Source organism: Thalassospira sp. CH_XMU1458 (assembly GCF_037027205.1).
Taxonomy (GTDB): Bacteria; Pseudomonadota; Alphaproteobacteria; order Rhodospirillales; family Thalassospiraceae; genus Thalassospira; species Thalassospira tepidiphila.
In genome coordinates this window covers 127,381-142,780 of the sequence record NZ_JAYMDW010000002.1, presented here as the reverse complement: position 1 = coordinate 142,780, position 15,400 = coordinate 127,381, and the positions used below count along the sequence as shown (strand labels likewise).

The window sequence follows — 15,400 nt, the reverse complement described above, 5'->3', positions numbered from 1 at the left end:
TGATCTGGACGAGACCAGAGCTTTGTGATGCCACGACCAGATACAAAGTCCGTGACACTGCAAAGAGACAGGCGAAAGAAACAAGTATGAATTACAACACCTTCTTCAAAGATGCGCTGTCCGGCCTCAAGGCTGAGGGCCGCTATCGTGTATTCGCCAATCTCGAACGTATTGTCGGAAAATTCCCCAAGGCGCTCTATCACCCCGATAACGGCGAAGCCCCGCGTGAAATCACCGTGTGGTGCTCGAACGATTATCTTGGCATGGGCCAACATCCCAAGGTGCTTGAAGCCATGCAGAACGCCATCACCGGTCAGGGTGGTGGTGCGGGTGGCACGCGCAATATTTCCGGGTCCAACCATCTGCATGTCGCGCTTGAGCGGGAGCTCGCCGACCTGCATGGCAAGGAAGCCGCCCTTCTGATGACCTCGGGCTATGTCGCGAACTGGACGACGCTGTCAACGCTGGGATCGAAGCTCCCGGATTGCGTGATCATTTCCGACTCCGAAAACCACAATTCCATGATCGAAGGCATGCGCCATTCCAAGGCAGAGCGCCGCATCTGGAAACATAACGACGTCGCCCACCTCGAGGAAATCCTCAAGGATCTCGGGCCGCAGCGCGCCAAGATCGTCGCGTTCGAGTCTGTCTATTCGATGGATGGCGACATCGCACCGATCAGTCAGATCCTTGATCTTTGCGAAAAATACAACGCGCTTTCCTATCTGGATGAAGTCCATGCGGTTGGCATGTATGGCCCGCGCGGCGGCGGTGTTGCCGAACGTGATGGCGTCATGCACCGCGTCGACATCATCCAGGGCACGCTTGCCAAGGCATTTGGCGTGATTGGTGGCTATATCGCAGCCAAGCCTGAAATCGTCGATTTCGTGCGCAGCTTCGGCAATGGCTTTATCTTCACCAGTTCCCATCCGCCAAGCATTGCGGCGGGTGCGCTGGCAGCTGTGCGCCATCTGAAAGAAAGCAATGTCGAACGCCTTGCCCAAAAGGAACGCGCCGATACCCTGCGTGCACGCATGCGCGCGGTCGACCTTCCGGTCATGGACGCGCCAAGTCATATCGTTCCCTTGATGGTGGGCGATCCGGCCATGTGCAAGGAAGCCAGCGACCGTCTGTTGTTCGAACATGACATCTATGTCCAGCCGATCAACTACCCGACCGTCCCGCGCGGCACCGAACGCCTGCGCTTTACGCCGGGCCCGCTGCACAATGACGAGTTGGTCGATCATCTGATCGACTCGCTCCTGTCGGTCTGGAGCAAACTGGGCATTTCCAAGGTCGCCTGAGGCAGTTCCAGATTTAAGTGATCAAGGATGAACGAAAACAGCGGCAACCTCTATTCTAAAGGTGTTTTGCGTTTAGTAAATCTGCTAAGCGCACTCATTTTCTTTGGCTCTGTAACATACGTGGTGTATTTCGCTTTCAATTATGAGCAGATGCCTGCTCCCGCTGAGCTAGGAATACCATACTTCCTTATATTGTCGGCAGTTTGCGCACTTCTTATCAATGCAAATCACGAACGTCTCAGTTCAATTTTCACAAAAATTGGGCCTGTAGAGTTTCGTGAAATGCTTGAAGAACAAACTGAAGAAGCGAACGAGGTAATTCTCGGAATTGAGGAACGGTTTGAATATATTGAACACACTCTCAAAGAAAATGATGATCCCGCCGGTTGGCAGCATATGTTCTCTCATGACAGAATTTCGAAGCTGATTATCAATTATTTGGATTTCTCCAATAACAAGCCAATCTCAGCCCTGCGTCTGCAACGGGTAGCAGGCAAACAACACGGTTACGAAGAATTAGCGACGACGAATTCACTAGCTCTCCGAACAACACTTAGTGAAATGGTTCGAAACGGAACACTTACAACATCTCTTAGTGCCCGAGGAAACCGCTTGTATCAGCTTGCCAACTAGCAGCGAAGGCCTTGCAGTTCCTTACCATCACAATATATCTAGTGTGCATAGAGCTATAGTTTGCAATTAAGAACCGTTCGCGTTAATGTCGGACCTGTCATCAAACAGGGACCGCCCATGTATTCGGATAAAACCTTGCTCCCCAAAGAATGTCTCCGCCTGTGCGCACTTGGCACCCTTGCCCTTTCCGAAAAGCCGATCAGCTATGGCGATCTGGCCAACGAGGTGCGCCATTTCATGTCGCACATCATGGGGCCGTCCCTGGATATGATGGGAAGCTCGCTTCAGCTGCTCAAGCTTGAAGGGCTGGTCAAGGAAGATACCTCAAGCGGCGGGTTGTCTGACGCGCAATTGAGCCTGACCGATGCCGGGCACAGGAAGTTCATTGAACTGATGCAGGGCAATGTGCGCGATACATCGGGCGAGCTTTCACGCCTGATCATGGCGCTCAAGATGCGGTTCCTGCATCTGCTTGATCATGACATCCGCACCGAACAGATCGAAATCCTGCAAGACGTCTGCGAACTTGATCTCGAACGCGTGCTGGCCCTGCGTGACGAGCACGCAACCGAGGCCGAAAACTTCACCAGTTGGCTTGAAATGGAAGTCAAACGCCTGGAGCAAAAACGCGACTGGCTTAAAAGCCTTTCAGCGTAAACCGTTTTCCCGTTATAGTCGTGATGGATGGCCCGCAGGAAGCAGGTCCAACGTCACAGGCAGGGACGGAAAATGTTGATACGTGAAGAAACCGAAAGAGATATCGCGGCGATTCACGCGTTGCTGGATGGTGCCTTCGCAACTGCACCCCACAGTCAGCAGACCGAACATTTGATCGTCGATGCGCTCCGAAAAAGTGGTCAACTCACCCTTTCCTTGATCGCGGAACAGGACGATGAAATTGTTGGCTGCATCGCGTTTTCACCGGTGAAAATCGATGGCAAAGCCTGTGGTTGGTTTGGCCTTGGCCCCGTTGCGGTCACGCCGGATCGCCAAGGCCTAGGCATTGGCTCCGAGCTGATCCAAAGCGGCATACGCCATTTGCGCGCCGATGATGCCCACGGCTGCGTCGTACTGGGCGAGCCGGATTATTATGGCCGGTTTGGCTTTGCGCCCCTGCCCGATCTGAAACTTGAAGGCGTGCCCGATGAATATTTCATGGCACGCCCATTGGTTGATGAAATCCCGGCGGGTTTGGTCGAATACAACCCGGCCTTTTACATCAAGGCTGACAGCTAAGAAGTCATCCACTCCCGATCTGCCGATCAGTACAGATGCTGCCCGCCGGTAACAAAGATCTCCGTGCCGGTGACATAGGTACTGTCATCCCCCACCAGATAATGCACCGCTGCCGCCACGTCTTCGGGCGTGCCCATGCGGTTCATCGGAATGCGTGGCACAAGTGCCTCATATTCCGGGGAAATCATATCAGTCTTGATTTCGCCCGGGGCCACCGCATTGACCCGCACCCCAAGTTCGGCAAATTCAACGGCCATTTCACGCGTCAGGCCAGACAGTGCTGCCTTGGATGTCGAATAAGCCGATCCGGCAAACGGATGGACATAATGCCCCGCGATCGAGGTAATGTTGCAAATCGCCCCCTTACCCCGATGCAGTGCCGATGCAAACCCGCGCGACAGTGTGAGCGGCGTAAAGAAGTTCAGCTCAAACACATCGCGCCAGGCAGCAATATCACCATTCAGGCAACCAAGCCGTTCCTTATAGGGGGTCTTGGGCGACACACCGGCATTGTTGATCAGGGCATGCAACGGATCATCGCCCAGAACTTCGTTCGCCTCGGCGATAAAAGCTTCGACCTCTGCCGGTTTGGAAAGATCGGCACGGATGTGTATGCCCAATGCCGGATCGCGCGGGCAGCTTGGCGGCGGGGCTTCACGTGAACAGCAAATCACCCGCCAGCCACGCTTGGCAAAATATCCAACCGTAACATGGCCGATGCCACGACTGGCACCTGTCAGGACGACTGTTTTCGGGGCATTGCTGCTCATTGGTGTACTCACTTCACAAGATATGCAGGCAAACAGAATTTTGCTGACTTTCTTATAGCACCACAGGCCCCGCCATCGAAGGAAAAGCCTTGTACTGTAAGATTTTTCTGCAGTCACCGTCGCGATATAGGCTGCCCTACAGGCATTTGGCAAGGGATGCGAAACAGGCTATGTTTTTGCCATTGTAAAGATGGGCAAGACCATGTGCAGCCGCTTTGATCTTAACAGCGACATCCGCGCCTTTCAGGTTCAGCTTGGTCTGGAAATGGAAGATATCATTCGCATGCCATTGCCCGACCGGTTCAGTCGCAACGGATCAGATGACGAGGACGAAAACGCCGCCTTCGACAGCCTGACCGGTACGCGTCGGCCGACCGATCCGATTGCCGTCATTCTGCCGCATCAAAAGGCCGCCATTCGATACTGGGGGCTGAGCATCCCGGGCATGAACAGCCCTATGATCAATGCGCGCGCCGAAACCCTGACCGAAAAGCCAACCTTCCGACCACTTTTGAACCGCCGTTGCCTGATCCCGGCAAACGGATGGTATGAGTGGCGCAAGGACGGCACCGCAAAGCACAAGAACCGGATCACCCTGCCCGATCATCAACCGTTTCTGTTTGCGGGCCTCGAAAACGGCCGTGAAGCCACGATCATCACTTGCGCCCCATCGGGCTCAATCGCCCATATTCACAATCGGATGCCGGCTGTGATCGGCCCGAACCATCTGGCAGCTTGGCTTGATCCGCACATGCCGTTCGAAGATCTGGGATACATGCTGGGCCCGTTGCCCGATCATGTACTTTCATGGCAGGAAGAAAGGTCGAATCGCCCCAAAACAGATCCGAATACGGATGCGGATGAGAAAACAAACCAGATTGATCTGTTTTCAAAATAGGCTGCTTGGGCAGGCACACAGCCTGTCTGGCCCAATCAGTCCATAACTGGGAATAAGATGATCAGTCGCTGTCAACGTCGTTGGCGGCACATGGTGCCGCATTGCATGACTGCAACGCACCGCCAGCTTGACCAGACAGCAACGCAGCAAGATCAGGCACACCAACATTCGGATTGTTAAGTTCCTGTGCCAGGTCTTCGGACATCGAAGCGAAATCGATGATATCGCGCAATGACAACATGGGTTTTCCCCTGTCAGACGTTGATTTCCCACAATGCGAAACACCTCGTTTAGGGGCAGGACTGACTAATTTGGTTTCAATGGTTCACCGGATTTGTGCGGATACGCGGAGCAAAACCGCAGGAAGATAAAAATCTTTCAAGGCTTTGCGACAAAGTAGCCCGTGCAAATCCGGTTAATCCGAAGGACAGACGTTATATTTGCAAACTCCTGCGTCAAACCCTTTGGCCGGGATACCAGCCCGCCCCGCAGGCTTTTCCTTGGATTTCACAAATATAACGTCTGCCATTCAAATCAAATTAGTCAGTGCTGCCCCTATGGGGTTTCGTCACTTTCTTATTTCTGTAACCCTGTTCCTATTTATCCCGCAACGCAACAAAAAAAGGCGCATCAAAAATGCACCTTTTCAGTCATATACCATCGGTTAGGTAATATAATTTCGCGATATCAGGCGCTTAAGCAGCCCCTTGGCTTAGTGCATTATCCAAAGCGGCAATGCACATTTTGCCAACATATCCTGCGTCACACCGCCAAGGATCATCTCCTTGAAGCGTGAATGGCTGTACGCCCCCAGAACAATGGTATCGGCACCGCATTTTTCTGCCTCGGAAATCAAGGTATTAGCAACCTGTCCGGTTTCCGTGCTTTCAACCACGGCCGCATCGACTCCGTGCCAGCTGAACTGTTCGGCCAGCGCCTTGGCGCATGCCCGGCCATAGGGAACCTCACCGACACTGACAATCGTGACTTCCTTGGCATTGCGCAACATCGGCATGGCGGATGTAACCGCGCGCGCGGCCTCAATCCCGCCATTCCAGGCGATCATGACTTTTTCACCGATGGTCGCCGGGGTTACTTCAGGTGCCACCAGGATCGGACGTCCGGTTTCCATCAGGGCCGCATCAAAGGTCAGGGATGCGGAGGCTTCCTTGGGATCCCGGCCAATCACCACCAGATCGAAAAGACGCCCGCGGCGGGCCACTGTTTCGTCTTCGCGCCCGCTATCCTTGCGCCAGGCGCAGGTCGGCTTGGCGTCTGCGCTCGGTGTGTTGGACTCTTCAATGCCGGCCTCTTTAACGGCGGCGGCAAAGGATGCCTTGCCGCTGGCTTCGCGCTTTTCGGTTTCGGTGGTGGCGGCCTGGATCATTTCTTCGATGATCAGGCCTGACATGCCTTCGCCAACAATCGGAATGGCGTCTTGTGGTTCGGCCGCAACAAAAAGCGCCTCAAGATGCGCGTTGAATGACTTGGCCAGCTTAAAGGCCGTCGCCATCACACGTTTGTCGATTGCCGTGCCTGCTACCGGTGCCAGAATGGTGCGAATTGCCATGTTAACTACTCCCGCCTGTCGAACAGGTCATTGAACCTGCCTGAAATACCGACTGATGATGCCTTTACTGCCAAGCAGTCTGAGGTCTTTTGCCCCAGCTTTCTTTGTTCAAGATCAAAAATTTGCGAAAGTTATTATTATTCTTATACTTTGTTGGTGTCGCTGGTTGGTGCCAGATCGGTTTTTCTCAATCGACCGTGCACAAAATGATTGTAACATGAATGCCAACGATTACGATGACGCTTTAAAGATCGAGATATTATTCTCTTGGGTAGGATACCGGGCATTCAAAGCAAAAATGCGACCTGGTGTGCAGAGTTAAGAACGGGGTTACTCGCGGATGGACTATACGGCACTGCACGAGAATGCACGTGAAGCTGCAGAATTTCTCAAAACGCTCGGCAATGAGTGGCGTCTGCTTATTTTGTGCTCTCTCGGCGACACGGAAAAATCCGTTGGCACGCTGGAAAATGAACTGGGCATCAAACAATCCGCCCTGTCACAGCACCTTGCACGCCTGCGCCGCGAAGGGCTTGTAAAAACCCGCCGCGATGCGCAAACGATCTATTATTCGCTGGCCAATCCGGACATTATGAAGATCATCGCTGTGCTGCAGGACACCTTCTGCCCGCCAGAACCTGCGATCTAAGGCGCACCGATCCAGAATACAAAAACGCACAAGGCGTGATCCCTTGTGCGTTTTTTGCGTTTTGGAGTCTGTCGCTGTCCTTACGGAAACAGCTTTTGCGTATCCCAGCCGCTATCGGCGTCATCGCGGGTAAACAGCTTGCGGTCATGCAGGCGGAATTTGCCCTCTGCCCAGAACTCGATCCGATCCGGCACAAGGCGATAACCGCCCCAATGTTCCGGGCGCGGTACTTTGCCAAGACCAAATTTGGCGGTGAATTCCGCCACCCGTTTTTCCAGATCAAACCGGCCACTCATCGGGCGCGACTGAATGGACGCCCAGGCCCCCAACTGGCTGCCACGCGGGCGGGATGCAAAATATTCATCTGACTCGGCCGCATCGACCTTGGCAACTTTGCCCTCGATGCGCACGCACTTTTCAAGTGTCTTCCAGTGGAAACAAAGGGCAGCAAAACCGTTCTCGGCCAACTGGTCGCCCTTGCGGCTTTCATAGTTGGTATAGAAAACAAATCCGCGCGGATCAAAACCCTTAAGCAGCACAATGCGCGCCGACGGGCGACCTTGTGCATCGGCAGTCGCAAGCGTCATCGCATCCGGATAGGCAGTCTCGACCTTTTTTGCATCCGCAAACCAGGTTTCGAACATGTCGAACGGGGCATCGTGGGGTTCATGCCCAATTTTTGGCGCATTTTTCTCGTTCATTGCGAAAGGATTTCCTTTGGCTGATTAAATTTGTTGCCGTCAGGACGACATATTTCGGAACTACGGTGGTAGCAACAACGTTGGATCAATATATATACCCAAAGAATATCGGTTGGGACTGTAAAGACAAGATGGGCAAATTAAACATGAAATTCCGTCAGATCGTTATCCCGGTGGTCATGACCGCCTTTATCGCTGGCTGCGCCCAGGATCAGGGTCAGAAGCAAACGGCCGGCACACTTCTTGGTGCCGTCGGTGGTGCCGTCGCAGGCGCACAGTTCGGCAAGGGCAGTGGCCAGCTTGTCGGTGTTGCACTTGGTACGCTTGCCGGTGCCTTTATCGGCAGCGAAGTCGGCAAGTCGCTTGACAATGCCGACCGCGCCATCATGGCAAAAAGCACCCAGCGCACGCTGGAAGCCACCCCGACAGGTCAAACCACCACTTGGAACAACCCCGATACCGGTGTTCAGGGTACGGTGACCCCGACCCGCACCTATCAGGAACCGAAAACCCAGGAATATTGCCGCGAATACCAGCAGACGGTGATGATCGGTGGTCAGGAAGAAACGGCTTATGGCACCGCTTGCCGTCAGCCGGATGGCAGCTGGAAAGTTGTAAACTAAGCCTTGCTAAAAATCTGAAATGACAGGCGGTGCGGTCCTTGCGATCTGCGCCGCCTTTTCATATCTGGTCATCGGTTCGGGCGACAAACCCACCTTAATCTCATTGTTTCGGATCAGATGCGGCAAAATGGTTCATCTTTTGCGACGCATGATCTAATAATGAACACAACGTGCAAATCACATAACGTGCTTTTAGTTTCTGGAACCGGTCAGTAAATGCAGGATCCCTACAAGACACTTGGCGTTGCCAAAAACGCCAGTCAGGAAGAAATCAAAAAGGCCTATCGCAAACTGGCGCGTGAACTTCACCCCGATGTCAATCCGGGCGATGCCAAAATCGAAGAACGCTTCAAAAAGGTATCGAGCGCCTATCACCTTCTCGGTGATGCGGAGCGCCGCAAGAAATTCGACAATGGTGAAATCGACGCCGATGGTCGCGAAACCAGCCCGTTTGCCCGTGGCGGCGGACATGCCGGTGGCGGCTTTGGCGGCGGTGATCCGTTCGGCGGCTTTTCCGGTGCCAATGCCGAGGACATCTTTGACGAAATTTTCGGCAAGGGGCGCGCACGTTCTGGCGGCGGCGGTTTCGGTGGCTTTGGCGGGGAACGCAAACCCAGAAAGGTCAAAGGCCCGAACATCTCCTATGAGCTGAGCCTTGATTTCGCCGAGGCCATCCTTGGCACGACCAAGCGTATCAATCTTGCCAGCGGCAAAAGCCTTGAGGTCCGCATTCCACCCGGAAGCGAAAACGAACAGACGCTCCGTCTTAAAGGCCAGGGCATGGCGGGCATGAATGGTGGCGAGGCCGGTGACGCGTTGATCAAGCTGCATGTCCATCCGGATAAAACCTTCCGGCGCGAGGGCAATGACCTGCATTGTGATCTGGCAATCAGCCTGCCTGAGGCCATTCTGGGTGGCTCGATCGAAGTGCCGATTGTCGATGGCAAGGTCAATATGAAGCTGCCCGCCAACGCCAACAGCGGCACCAAACTGCGCCTGCGCGGCAAGGGTGCCCCCTATGACCGGGGCAACAAACGCGGTGATCAATATGTTCACCTGACGGTCAAGCTGCCCGAAGAACGCGATGATGAATTGGTCCAGTTCATCAAGGACTGGTCTGAAAAGCACCCCTACAAGGCGCGTTGACCCAATAATCCAAAGCCGGCATTCGCCGGCTTTTTTCTTGGCCCGTTGGTACCCGGGATCAGGCCACGCAAAAGAGCCCGCGTTGAAAGGTGCCTGTTAATCCCGTTCCGTGTTACCATATTGTTTTAATGGGCTTTGTCGCAAAGAACGAAACCGATCATCAGGGGCAATATGGAACAGCTCAGCAATCCGGACATCTATTTGCAATGGCTTGAACAGGCAATCGCCTGGATCTCTGCAAATGTCCTGCTGGTCCCGATCCTGATCCAGATTGCTGCCTGCCTGCTTGCCACCATCCCGGCCTTTTTGCTGCGTGGTCGTCTGGCGTCGCTTCTCGCGCGCTTGCAGGACTGGAAGCCGCTTTTACCCTATGCCGGGTTTCGACGCTTTGCGCTGGTACTGCCCAGTCTTGCCTTTCCGCTGATTTTTGTCATTGCCATCTGGCTGCTTGATGCCATCGCCATTCAGGCTGGCTATCGCCATAACATCATTCGGTTGGTGGCAAGTCTTCTGAATGCATGGATTGTCATTCGTCTGGCCGCCGCCATTGTCAATGATCCTGTCTGGTCACGCACCATTGCCACCGCCGCCTGGACTTTGGCGGCACTCAATATTGTCGGATGGCTGGAACCAGGTATCGCAATCCTTGACGGGCATGCGATTGAATTCGGCGAGTTCCGTATTTCGATCTATGGCATCATCAAAGCCGTTCTCTCGCTTGCGGTTTTGCTGTGGGTGGCATCCTTTGCCTCGCGCCTGTTTGAACAACGCATCCGCAAGGTCCATCACCTGACCCCCTCGGTTCAGGTCCTGATGGCAAAGCTTCTCAAGCTTGTCTTGCTGTCGATCGCCGTTTTGTTTGCGCTGTCGACCATGGGGGTTGATCTGACGGCACTCGCCGTATTTGGTGGTGCGGTTGGTGTCGGGATCGGCTTTGGTCTGCAACGCATTTTCGCCAACCTGATCAGCGGCGTGATCCTGTTGCTTGACCGCTCGATCAAGCCCGGCGATGTCATTGCGATTGGCGATACCTTTGGCTGGATTCAGTCACTGGGCGCGCGCTATACTGCGGTTCGAACCCGCGATGGCACGGAATTCCTGATCCCGAACGAAGACCTGATCACCAATCAGGTCGAAAACTGGAGCCACTCGGACGTCAAGCTGCGCCTGAAGGTACCGGTCGGCATTTCCTATAACTGCGATCCACACCTTGCGATCAAGCTGTGTAACGAGGCAGCGGCAAAATGCGCACGCGTGCAGGACAATCCAGGGCCCAATACCCTGATGCGCGGTTTTGGGGATAACTCGGTCGATCTTGAAATCCGTTTCTGGATCAACGACCCGCAAAACGGACGCGGCAATATCATCAGCGAAGTCTTGCTCAATGTCTGGGATGCCTTCATCGAACACAATATCGAAATCCCGTTCCCGCAGCGCGATTTGCACCTGCGCAGCAGCGATGAACCAATCCGCGTGGAAATGACACAAAGCCCCTCCTCCAAACGATCCTGACCCTGCCCAACACCTCGATTTAAGTTGATTTCAGCTCTTCAGCTTGCTGTCAGGTTGCGACGCCAGAATGCGTTATTCACGTATCAAAAGGCGTCCACTGAATGCTGCAGCTTAATTACAACGAAAACGGCAATCCCTCGGCCAGACTTCGTTTGCAGAAGAACGGGTTTCTGTCCCGCGTGCCGACGCATGCTTGCGCCATTTCAATCCTGACCAATACGGCGCGTGAACGTGCCGAGGTCGAGGATTTCATTTCTGGCATCTATGCCCGCACCTATGAGGCAGAAATTTCGGTTCATTACGACACACTGATGAGTGTACGCGATGATCATGGCGATATCGTTGCCGCCCTTGGTTTTCGCTCCGCCGGGCATGGACCGCTGTTTCTCGAACAGTATCTCCGTCGGCCGATCAATTCGGTTCTGGGTTTTCCCCGCCACGAGATTGCTGAAATCGGCAATCTGGCATCAAATGGATCAGGCGCATCATCCTTCCTGTTCACCGCCCTTTCGGCTTATTTGCATCATAGCGGCTTCAAACAGGCGGTCGTAACCGGCACCGCAAGTCTTGAAAAACGGTTCCAGAAAATGGGGTTGGCCCCGGTGCGTCATGCGCTCGCCGACCCGGCCCTGCTTGAATGCGGCAACACCCATTGGGGTCGGTATTACGACACGCGCCCGCATGTTCTCTCGGGCTCGGTCACTTTGGGATATCTGCGCCTGCAATCACTTTTTGGCGCTGAGTACAGCCACATGCGCCCGCGCCTTTATCCCCGTCTCCAACATAATGGCGAGGTCTGAATCTGATCATGCTGTTTTCACGCATTGGCCAACACCCGGCCGACAAAATCGCCCTTAAAAGCCAGACCGATCAGATCACCTATGGCGAGCTGATCCGGCGCATTGATGACCACGCCAAAGACCTTGCCGATGTCGATGTTCTTGGCATTGCGCTTGATAACGGTATCGACTGGGTCCTTTGGGACTTGGCGGCACTCAAATCTGAAACCGTCTGTGTTCCGATCCCGCCCTTCTTTACCAAAGCACAGATTGATCACGCGGCCGCAACAGCTGGCATCACTCACATGATCACACCAGATGGCATGGTGCAAACCGGTCTTGCCAAATCCGCGACCATCCCGGCAAAAACTGCAAAAATCACCTTCACATCCGGCACCACCGGCACCCCCAAAGGTGTCTGCCTGCCTGCAACCGCCATGATGAATGTCGCAAGCTCGATCTATCAGATGCTGGGCGACGGATTTGCCGGTACGCATTTTTCCGCCCTACCCCTTGCCGTCTTGCTGGAAAATGTTGCTGGCGTCTATGCAGGACTTCTCGCCGGTTGCACCGTGCATCTGACGTCCTTGCGGAACTTTGAGGCGCAGTACGAAAACCTGCATGGCTTGCTCAGGGGGGCTGATGCCACCTCGGTCATTCTGGTGCCGGAACTGCTGCGCGCCCTGATGATGCAGGTCATGCAGTATGGCCTGCTGACCAAACTTGATTTCATTGCCGTTGGCGGCGCGCGGATTGATCCCGCGCTGATTGCCAAGGCCCGTCAGATCGGACTTCCGGTTTACGAAGGATATGGCCTTTCTGAGTGCGCATCGGTGCTGTCGTTGAACGTTCCGGGCAAGGACAAACCGGGCACGGCGGGCACGCTGTTGCCGCATGTCAGCGCTGAAATCGCCGATGATGAAATCGTCATTCGCAATCCGGGGTTCCTTGGCTATGTCGGTGATCCGTCCCCGGCAAACGCATCCCTCTCGGAACGCTTCGCCACCGGTGACCTTGGCCGGATTTCAGACGACGGCTTTGTGTCCGTTACCGGACGGCGCAAAAACGTCCTGATCACTTCAAACGGGCGCAACATATCACCCGAATGGCCCGAGGCCGCCTTGCTGGCCCAATCCGCCATTTATCAGGCAATCGTTTTTGGCGACGACCAAGCCCATCTTGAAGCCCTCATCGTACCAAGCAGCACTGATGCCGACATCCCTGCCGCCATTCAGGCCGCAAATACCAGCCTGCCCGACTATGCCCAAATCAAACATTTCACGCTTTGTGCGCCCTTCACCGCACAGAACGGCTGCCTGACCGGAAATGGTCGGCCCAAGCGTGATGTGATCGTCAAACAATATATCTCCTCACAAAACACTTCAGAGCTCCCCATGAATTTTTATGATCGTCTTGTTGCCCAAACCGCTGATGCCCGCGCAGCGCTTTATCACGTCCCGCAGCTTGTCGACGGACTTTCGGGCAGTATTTCCCGCTCCACCTATGTCGCCTACCTGACCGAGGCCTATCACCACGTCAAACATACCGTTCCGTTCCTGATGGCGATGGGATCGCGCCTGCCCGATGACAAACGCTGGCTGCACAAGGCGGTGATTGAATATCTCGAAGAGGAAGAAGGCCACGAAGAATGGATCCTCAATGATATCGAGGCCGCCGGTGGTGACCGCGAAGCTGCACGCAACGCAACGCCCAACCTCGAAACCCAGGTGATGGTCGCCTATAACTACGACTATATCGCGCGCAAGAACCCGGTCGGCTTCCTTGGCATGGTCTTCATGCTAGAAAGCACGTCAACCCAGATCGCAAGTCAGGGCGCGGATGCCGTCATGAGCGGTCTGGATCTTCCAAAATCGGCATTCAGCTATCTGTTCTCGCACGGTTCGCTTGATATCGAACACATGAAATTCTTCGAGAAAACCGTCAACCAAATCACCGATCCGAACGATCAGGCCGCGATCATCGAAGTTGCCAACAACACCTTCCGTCTGTTTGCCAACCTGTTCGCAGCGATCCCGCATGAAGGACAACGGAAAAATGTTGCTTGAGGGAAAAGACATCTTTCTCACCGGTGCAACCGGCGGGATTGGAAAACCCCTTGTGGAAATCCTGAAAGAACGCGGTGCGAATGTCCGGTCTTATGACCGGGCATCCGAAGGCGATCTGATGGAACGCATCGATACGACCTGCAAGGCGCTTCGCGAACATACGCCTGACATCCTGATCAACCTTGCCGGGATCAATGATTTCGGCCATGCCGAAGATCAGGATTACGATGCCCTTCTGACACTCAACCTTTTGGTGCCGATGCGGCTGTGTCAGGCGGCCCTGCCCGCCATGCGCACCCGCAATCATGGCCAGATCGTCAATATCGGCTCGATGGTTGGGTTGATCCCGTTACCGCACATGACCGGTTATGCTGCGGCCAAATCCGGGCTTAAGGGATATAGCGACGCCCTGCGTCGGGAACTTTGCAACACGGCCATTACTGTCACCCACATCGCACCGCGTGCTGTCAATACCGGTATGAATAGCGGCAAGCTCGGCATGCTTAATCGCAAGACCAAAGCCACCGAAGATCGCCCGCGGGATGTCGCGCTTCGCATTGCCAGCGCAATTGAACTTAACGCCAGTGATTTTCGCCTTGGCTGGCCGGAACGGCTGTTTGCCACCCTCAATGCGCTTGTGCCCGCAATGATCGACAAGGGCCTGCGCAAAAACACCCAAATTGGCGAAGAGATACTGGCAACTGACAAGGCCAACGCGAAACCAGCCCTGATCATCAATGGCACCGGATCAGAAAGTGACGCACAGAGGAACATCGCATGAAACGCAAAAACATGATCACCTTATCGGCCCTTGCGGTTGGTCTTCTTCTAGTTTTGCCGGCAACCTCACAGGCGCAAACCGCAAACCCGGCGGTGATGAAGGCTGTCAGCCACCTGCAACATGAATGGGCACACATCAAATACGAAATCACCGATGAAGATGCCCAACTTGATGCCATTCACAAACTCGAAGCCGATGGCGAAAAGCTGCGTGCAGATTTCCCCGACAGCCCGGAACTGCAAATCTGGCAGGGCATCATTCTGTCAACCGATGCCGGAATTGTGCGCGGTATCTCGGCCCTTGGCAAAGTGCGCGACGCCCGCGAACTTTTTGAAAATGTGATTGCCACCGCACCGACCGCGATGGATGGCTCGGCCTATACTTCGCTCGGCTCGCTTTACTATCAGGTGCCGCCATGGCCGCTGGCCTTTGGCAGCGACGCCAAGGCCGAGGAAAACCTCAAAAAGGCGCTTGCGCTCAACCCGAACGGCATTGATCCGAACTTCTTCTATGGCGATTTCCTGCGCCAACAGGAACGCTATGACGAAGCGCGGATCTATTTCCAAAAGGCGCTTGATGCCCCGGACCGCCCGGATCGTCCGCTTGCCGATGCTGGCCGTCGGGCCGAAATTTCTCTTGCGCTCAACCAAATGGCCTCCCGATAAACCGTACCGATCATCAACACATCAAAAAGGCCGGGAAGATTATCCTTCCCGGCCTTTTTTCTGTATC

The 15,400-nt window shown here is 54.5% G+C and carries 17 protein-coding genes; 13 read left to right on the top strand and 4 right to left on the bottom strand.

What is annotated here, in order from left to right; genetic code table 11:
- Positions 1–86 precede the first annotated feature (86 nt).
- From hemA to WBY09_RS08025, 4 genes are all read left to right on the top strand, one after another.
- Positions 87–1,304 carry a 5-aminolevulinate synthase gene (gene hemA, locus WBY09_RS08040; protein WP_063087138.1) on the top strand — a complete coding sequence of 406 codons (1,218 nt, stop codon included), beginning with the start codon at positions 87–89 and terminating at the stop codon, positions 1,302–1,304.
- Positions 1,305–1,331: 27 nt separating this feature from the next.
- A complete protein-coding gene (locus WBY09_RS08035; protein ID WP_286792959.1) occupies positions 1,332–1,937 on the top strand; it encodes a hypothetical protein in 606 nt (201 codons plus the stop codon).
- Positions 1,938–2,054: 117 nt separating this feature from the next.
- Positions 2,055–2,594 (top strand): hypothetical protein, encoded by a 540-nt coding sequence (locus WBY09_RS08030; protein ID WP_336232445.1) that lies wholly within the window; start codon positions 2,055–2,057, stop codon positions 2,592–2,594.
- Between the two features lie 72 nt (positions 2,595–2,666).
- Positions 2,667–3,173 carry a GNAT family N-acetyltransferase gene (locus WBY09_RS08025; protein ID WP_336232444.1) on the top strand — a complete coding sequence of 169 codons (507 nt, stop codon included), beginning with the start codon at positions 2,667–2,669 and terminating at the stop codon, positions 3,171–3,173.
- Between the two features lie 26 nt (positions 3,174–3,199).
- Here WBY09_RS08025 and WBY09_RS08020 read toward each other — a convergent pair whose 3' ends face one another.
- Entirely contained in the window at positions 3,200–3,943 is a 744-nt protein-coding gene (locus WBY09_RS08020) for an SDR family NAD(P)-dependent oxidoreductase (RefSeq protein WP_008891311.1), read from the bottom strand.
- A 202-nt stretch (positions 3,944–4,145) separates the two neighbouring features.
- Here WBY09_RS08020 and WBY09_RS08015 point away from each other — a divergent pair, with 202 nt between their 5' ends.
- The gene (locus tag WBY09_RS08015) at positions 4,146–4,841 is read left to right on the top strand and encodes an SOS response-associated peptidase (protein WP_336232443.1); all 696 of its coding nucleotides are present in this window, start codon (positions 4,146–4,148) and stop codon (positions 4,839–4,841) included.
- Positions 4,842–4,902: 61 nt separating this feature from the next.
- Here WBY09_RS08015 and WBY09_RS08010 read toward each other — a convergent pair whose 3' ends face one another.
- The gene (locus WBY09_RS08010) at positions 4,903–5,082 is read right to left on the bottom strand and encodes a hypothetical protein (protein WP_063087136.1); all 180 of its coding nucleotides are present in this window, start codon (positions 5,080–5,082) and stop codon (positions 4,903–4,905) included.
- 471 nt (positions 5,083–5,553) lie between these two features.
- The gene (locus WBY09_RS08005; RefSeq protein WP_064790082.1) at positions 5,554–6,411 is read right to left on the bottom strand and encodes a universal stress protein; all 858 of its coding nucleotides are present in this window, start codon (positions 6,409–6,411) and stop codon (positions 5,554–5,556) included.
- Positions 6,412–6,751: 340 nt separating this feature from the next.
- Between WBY09_RS08005 and WBY09_RS08000 the strand changes: the two genes are divergently transcribed.
- Positions 6,752–7,060, top strand: a complete 309-nt coding sequence (locus WBY09_RS08000) for an ArsR/SmtB family transcription factor (RefSeq protein ID WP_336232442.1) — start codon at positions 6,752–6,754, stop codon at positions 7,058–7,060.
- Between the two features lie 80 nt (positions 7,061–7,140).
- Here WBY09_RS08000 and pdxH read toward each other — a convergent pair whose 3' ends face one another.
- Entirely contained in the window at positions 7,141–7,761 is a 621-nt protein-coding gene (gene pdxH, locus WBY09_RS07995; RefSeq protein ID WP_008891307.1) for a pyridoxamine 5'-phosphate oxidase, read from the bottom strand.
- A gap of 146 nt (positions 7,762–7,907) precedes the next feature.
- On the opposite strand from pdxH, the gene WBY09_RS07990 reads away from it, so the two are divergent.
- The 7 genes from WBY09_RS07990 (at position 7,908) to WBY09_RS07960 (ending at position 15,333) form a co-directional block, all read left to right on the top strand.
- On the top strand, positions 7,908–8,384 hold the full coding sequence (locus WBY09_RS07990) for an RT0821/Lpp0805 family surface protein (protein ID WP_008891306.1): 477 nt from the start codon (positions 7,908–7,910) through the stop codon (positions 8,382–8,384).
- A gap of 216 nt (positions 8,385–8,600) precedes the next feature.
- Entirely contained in the window at positions 8,601–9,530 is a 930-nt protein-coding gene (locus WBY09_RS07985; RefSeq protein ID WP_336232438.1) for a J domain-containing protein, read from the top strand.
- Between the two features lie 171 nt (positions 9,531–9,701).
- A complete protein-coding gene (locus WBY09_RS07980) occupies positions 9,702–11,042 on the top strand; it encodes a mechanosensitive ion channel family protein (RefSeq protein ID WP_336232436.1) in 1,341 nt (446 codons plus the stop codon).
- Between the two features lie 101 nt (positions 11,043–11,143).
- On the top strand, positions 11,144–11,842 hold the full coding sequence (locus WBY09_RS07975; RefSeq protein ID WP_336232435.1) for a thermostable hemolysin: 699 nt from the start codon (positions 11,144–11,146) through the stop codon (positions 11,840–11,842).
- Between the two features lie 8 nt (positions 11,843–11,850).
- Positions 11,851–13,887, top strand: a complete 2,037-nt coding sequence (locus WBY09_RS07970; protein ID WP_336232434.1) for an AMP-binding protein — start codon at positions 11,851–11,853, stop codon at positions 13,885–13,887.
- Positions 13,859–14,668, top strand: coding sequence for an SDR family NAD(P)-dependent oxidoreductase (locus tag WBY09_RS07965; protein WP_336232433.1), 810 nt, complete (start codon positions 13,859–13,861; stop codon positions 14,666–14,668). Before WBY09_RS07970 ends, WBY09_RS07965 begins: the two co-directional genes overlap by 29 nt.
- Positions 14,665–15,333 carry a tetratricopeptide repeat protein gene (locus tag WBY09_RS07960; RefSeq protein ID WP_336232432.1) on the top strand — a complete coding sequence of 223 codons (669 nt, stop codon included), beginning with the start codon at positions 14,665–14,667 and terminating at the stop codon, positions 15,331–15,333. The genes WBY09_RS07965 and WBY09_RS07960 overlap by 4 nt, the downstream gene beginning before the upstream one ends.
- The last annotated feature ends 67 nt before the right edge of the window (positions 15,334–15,400 follow it).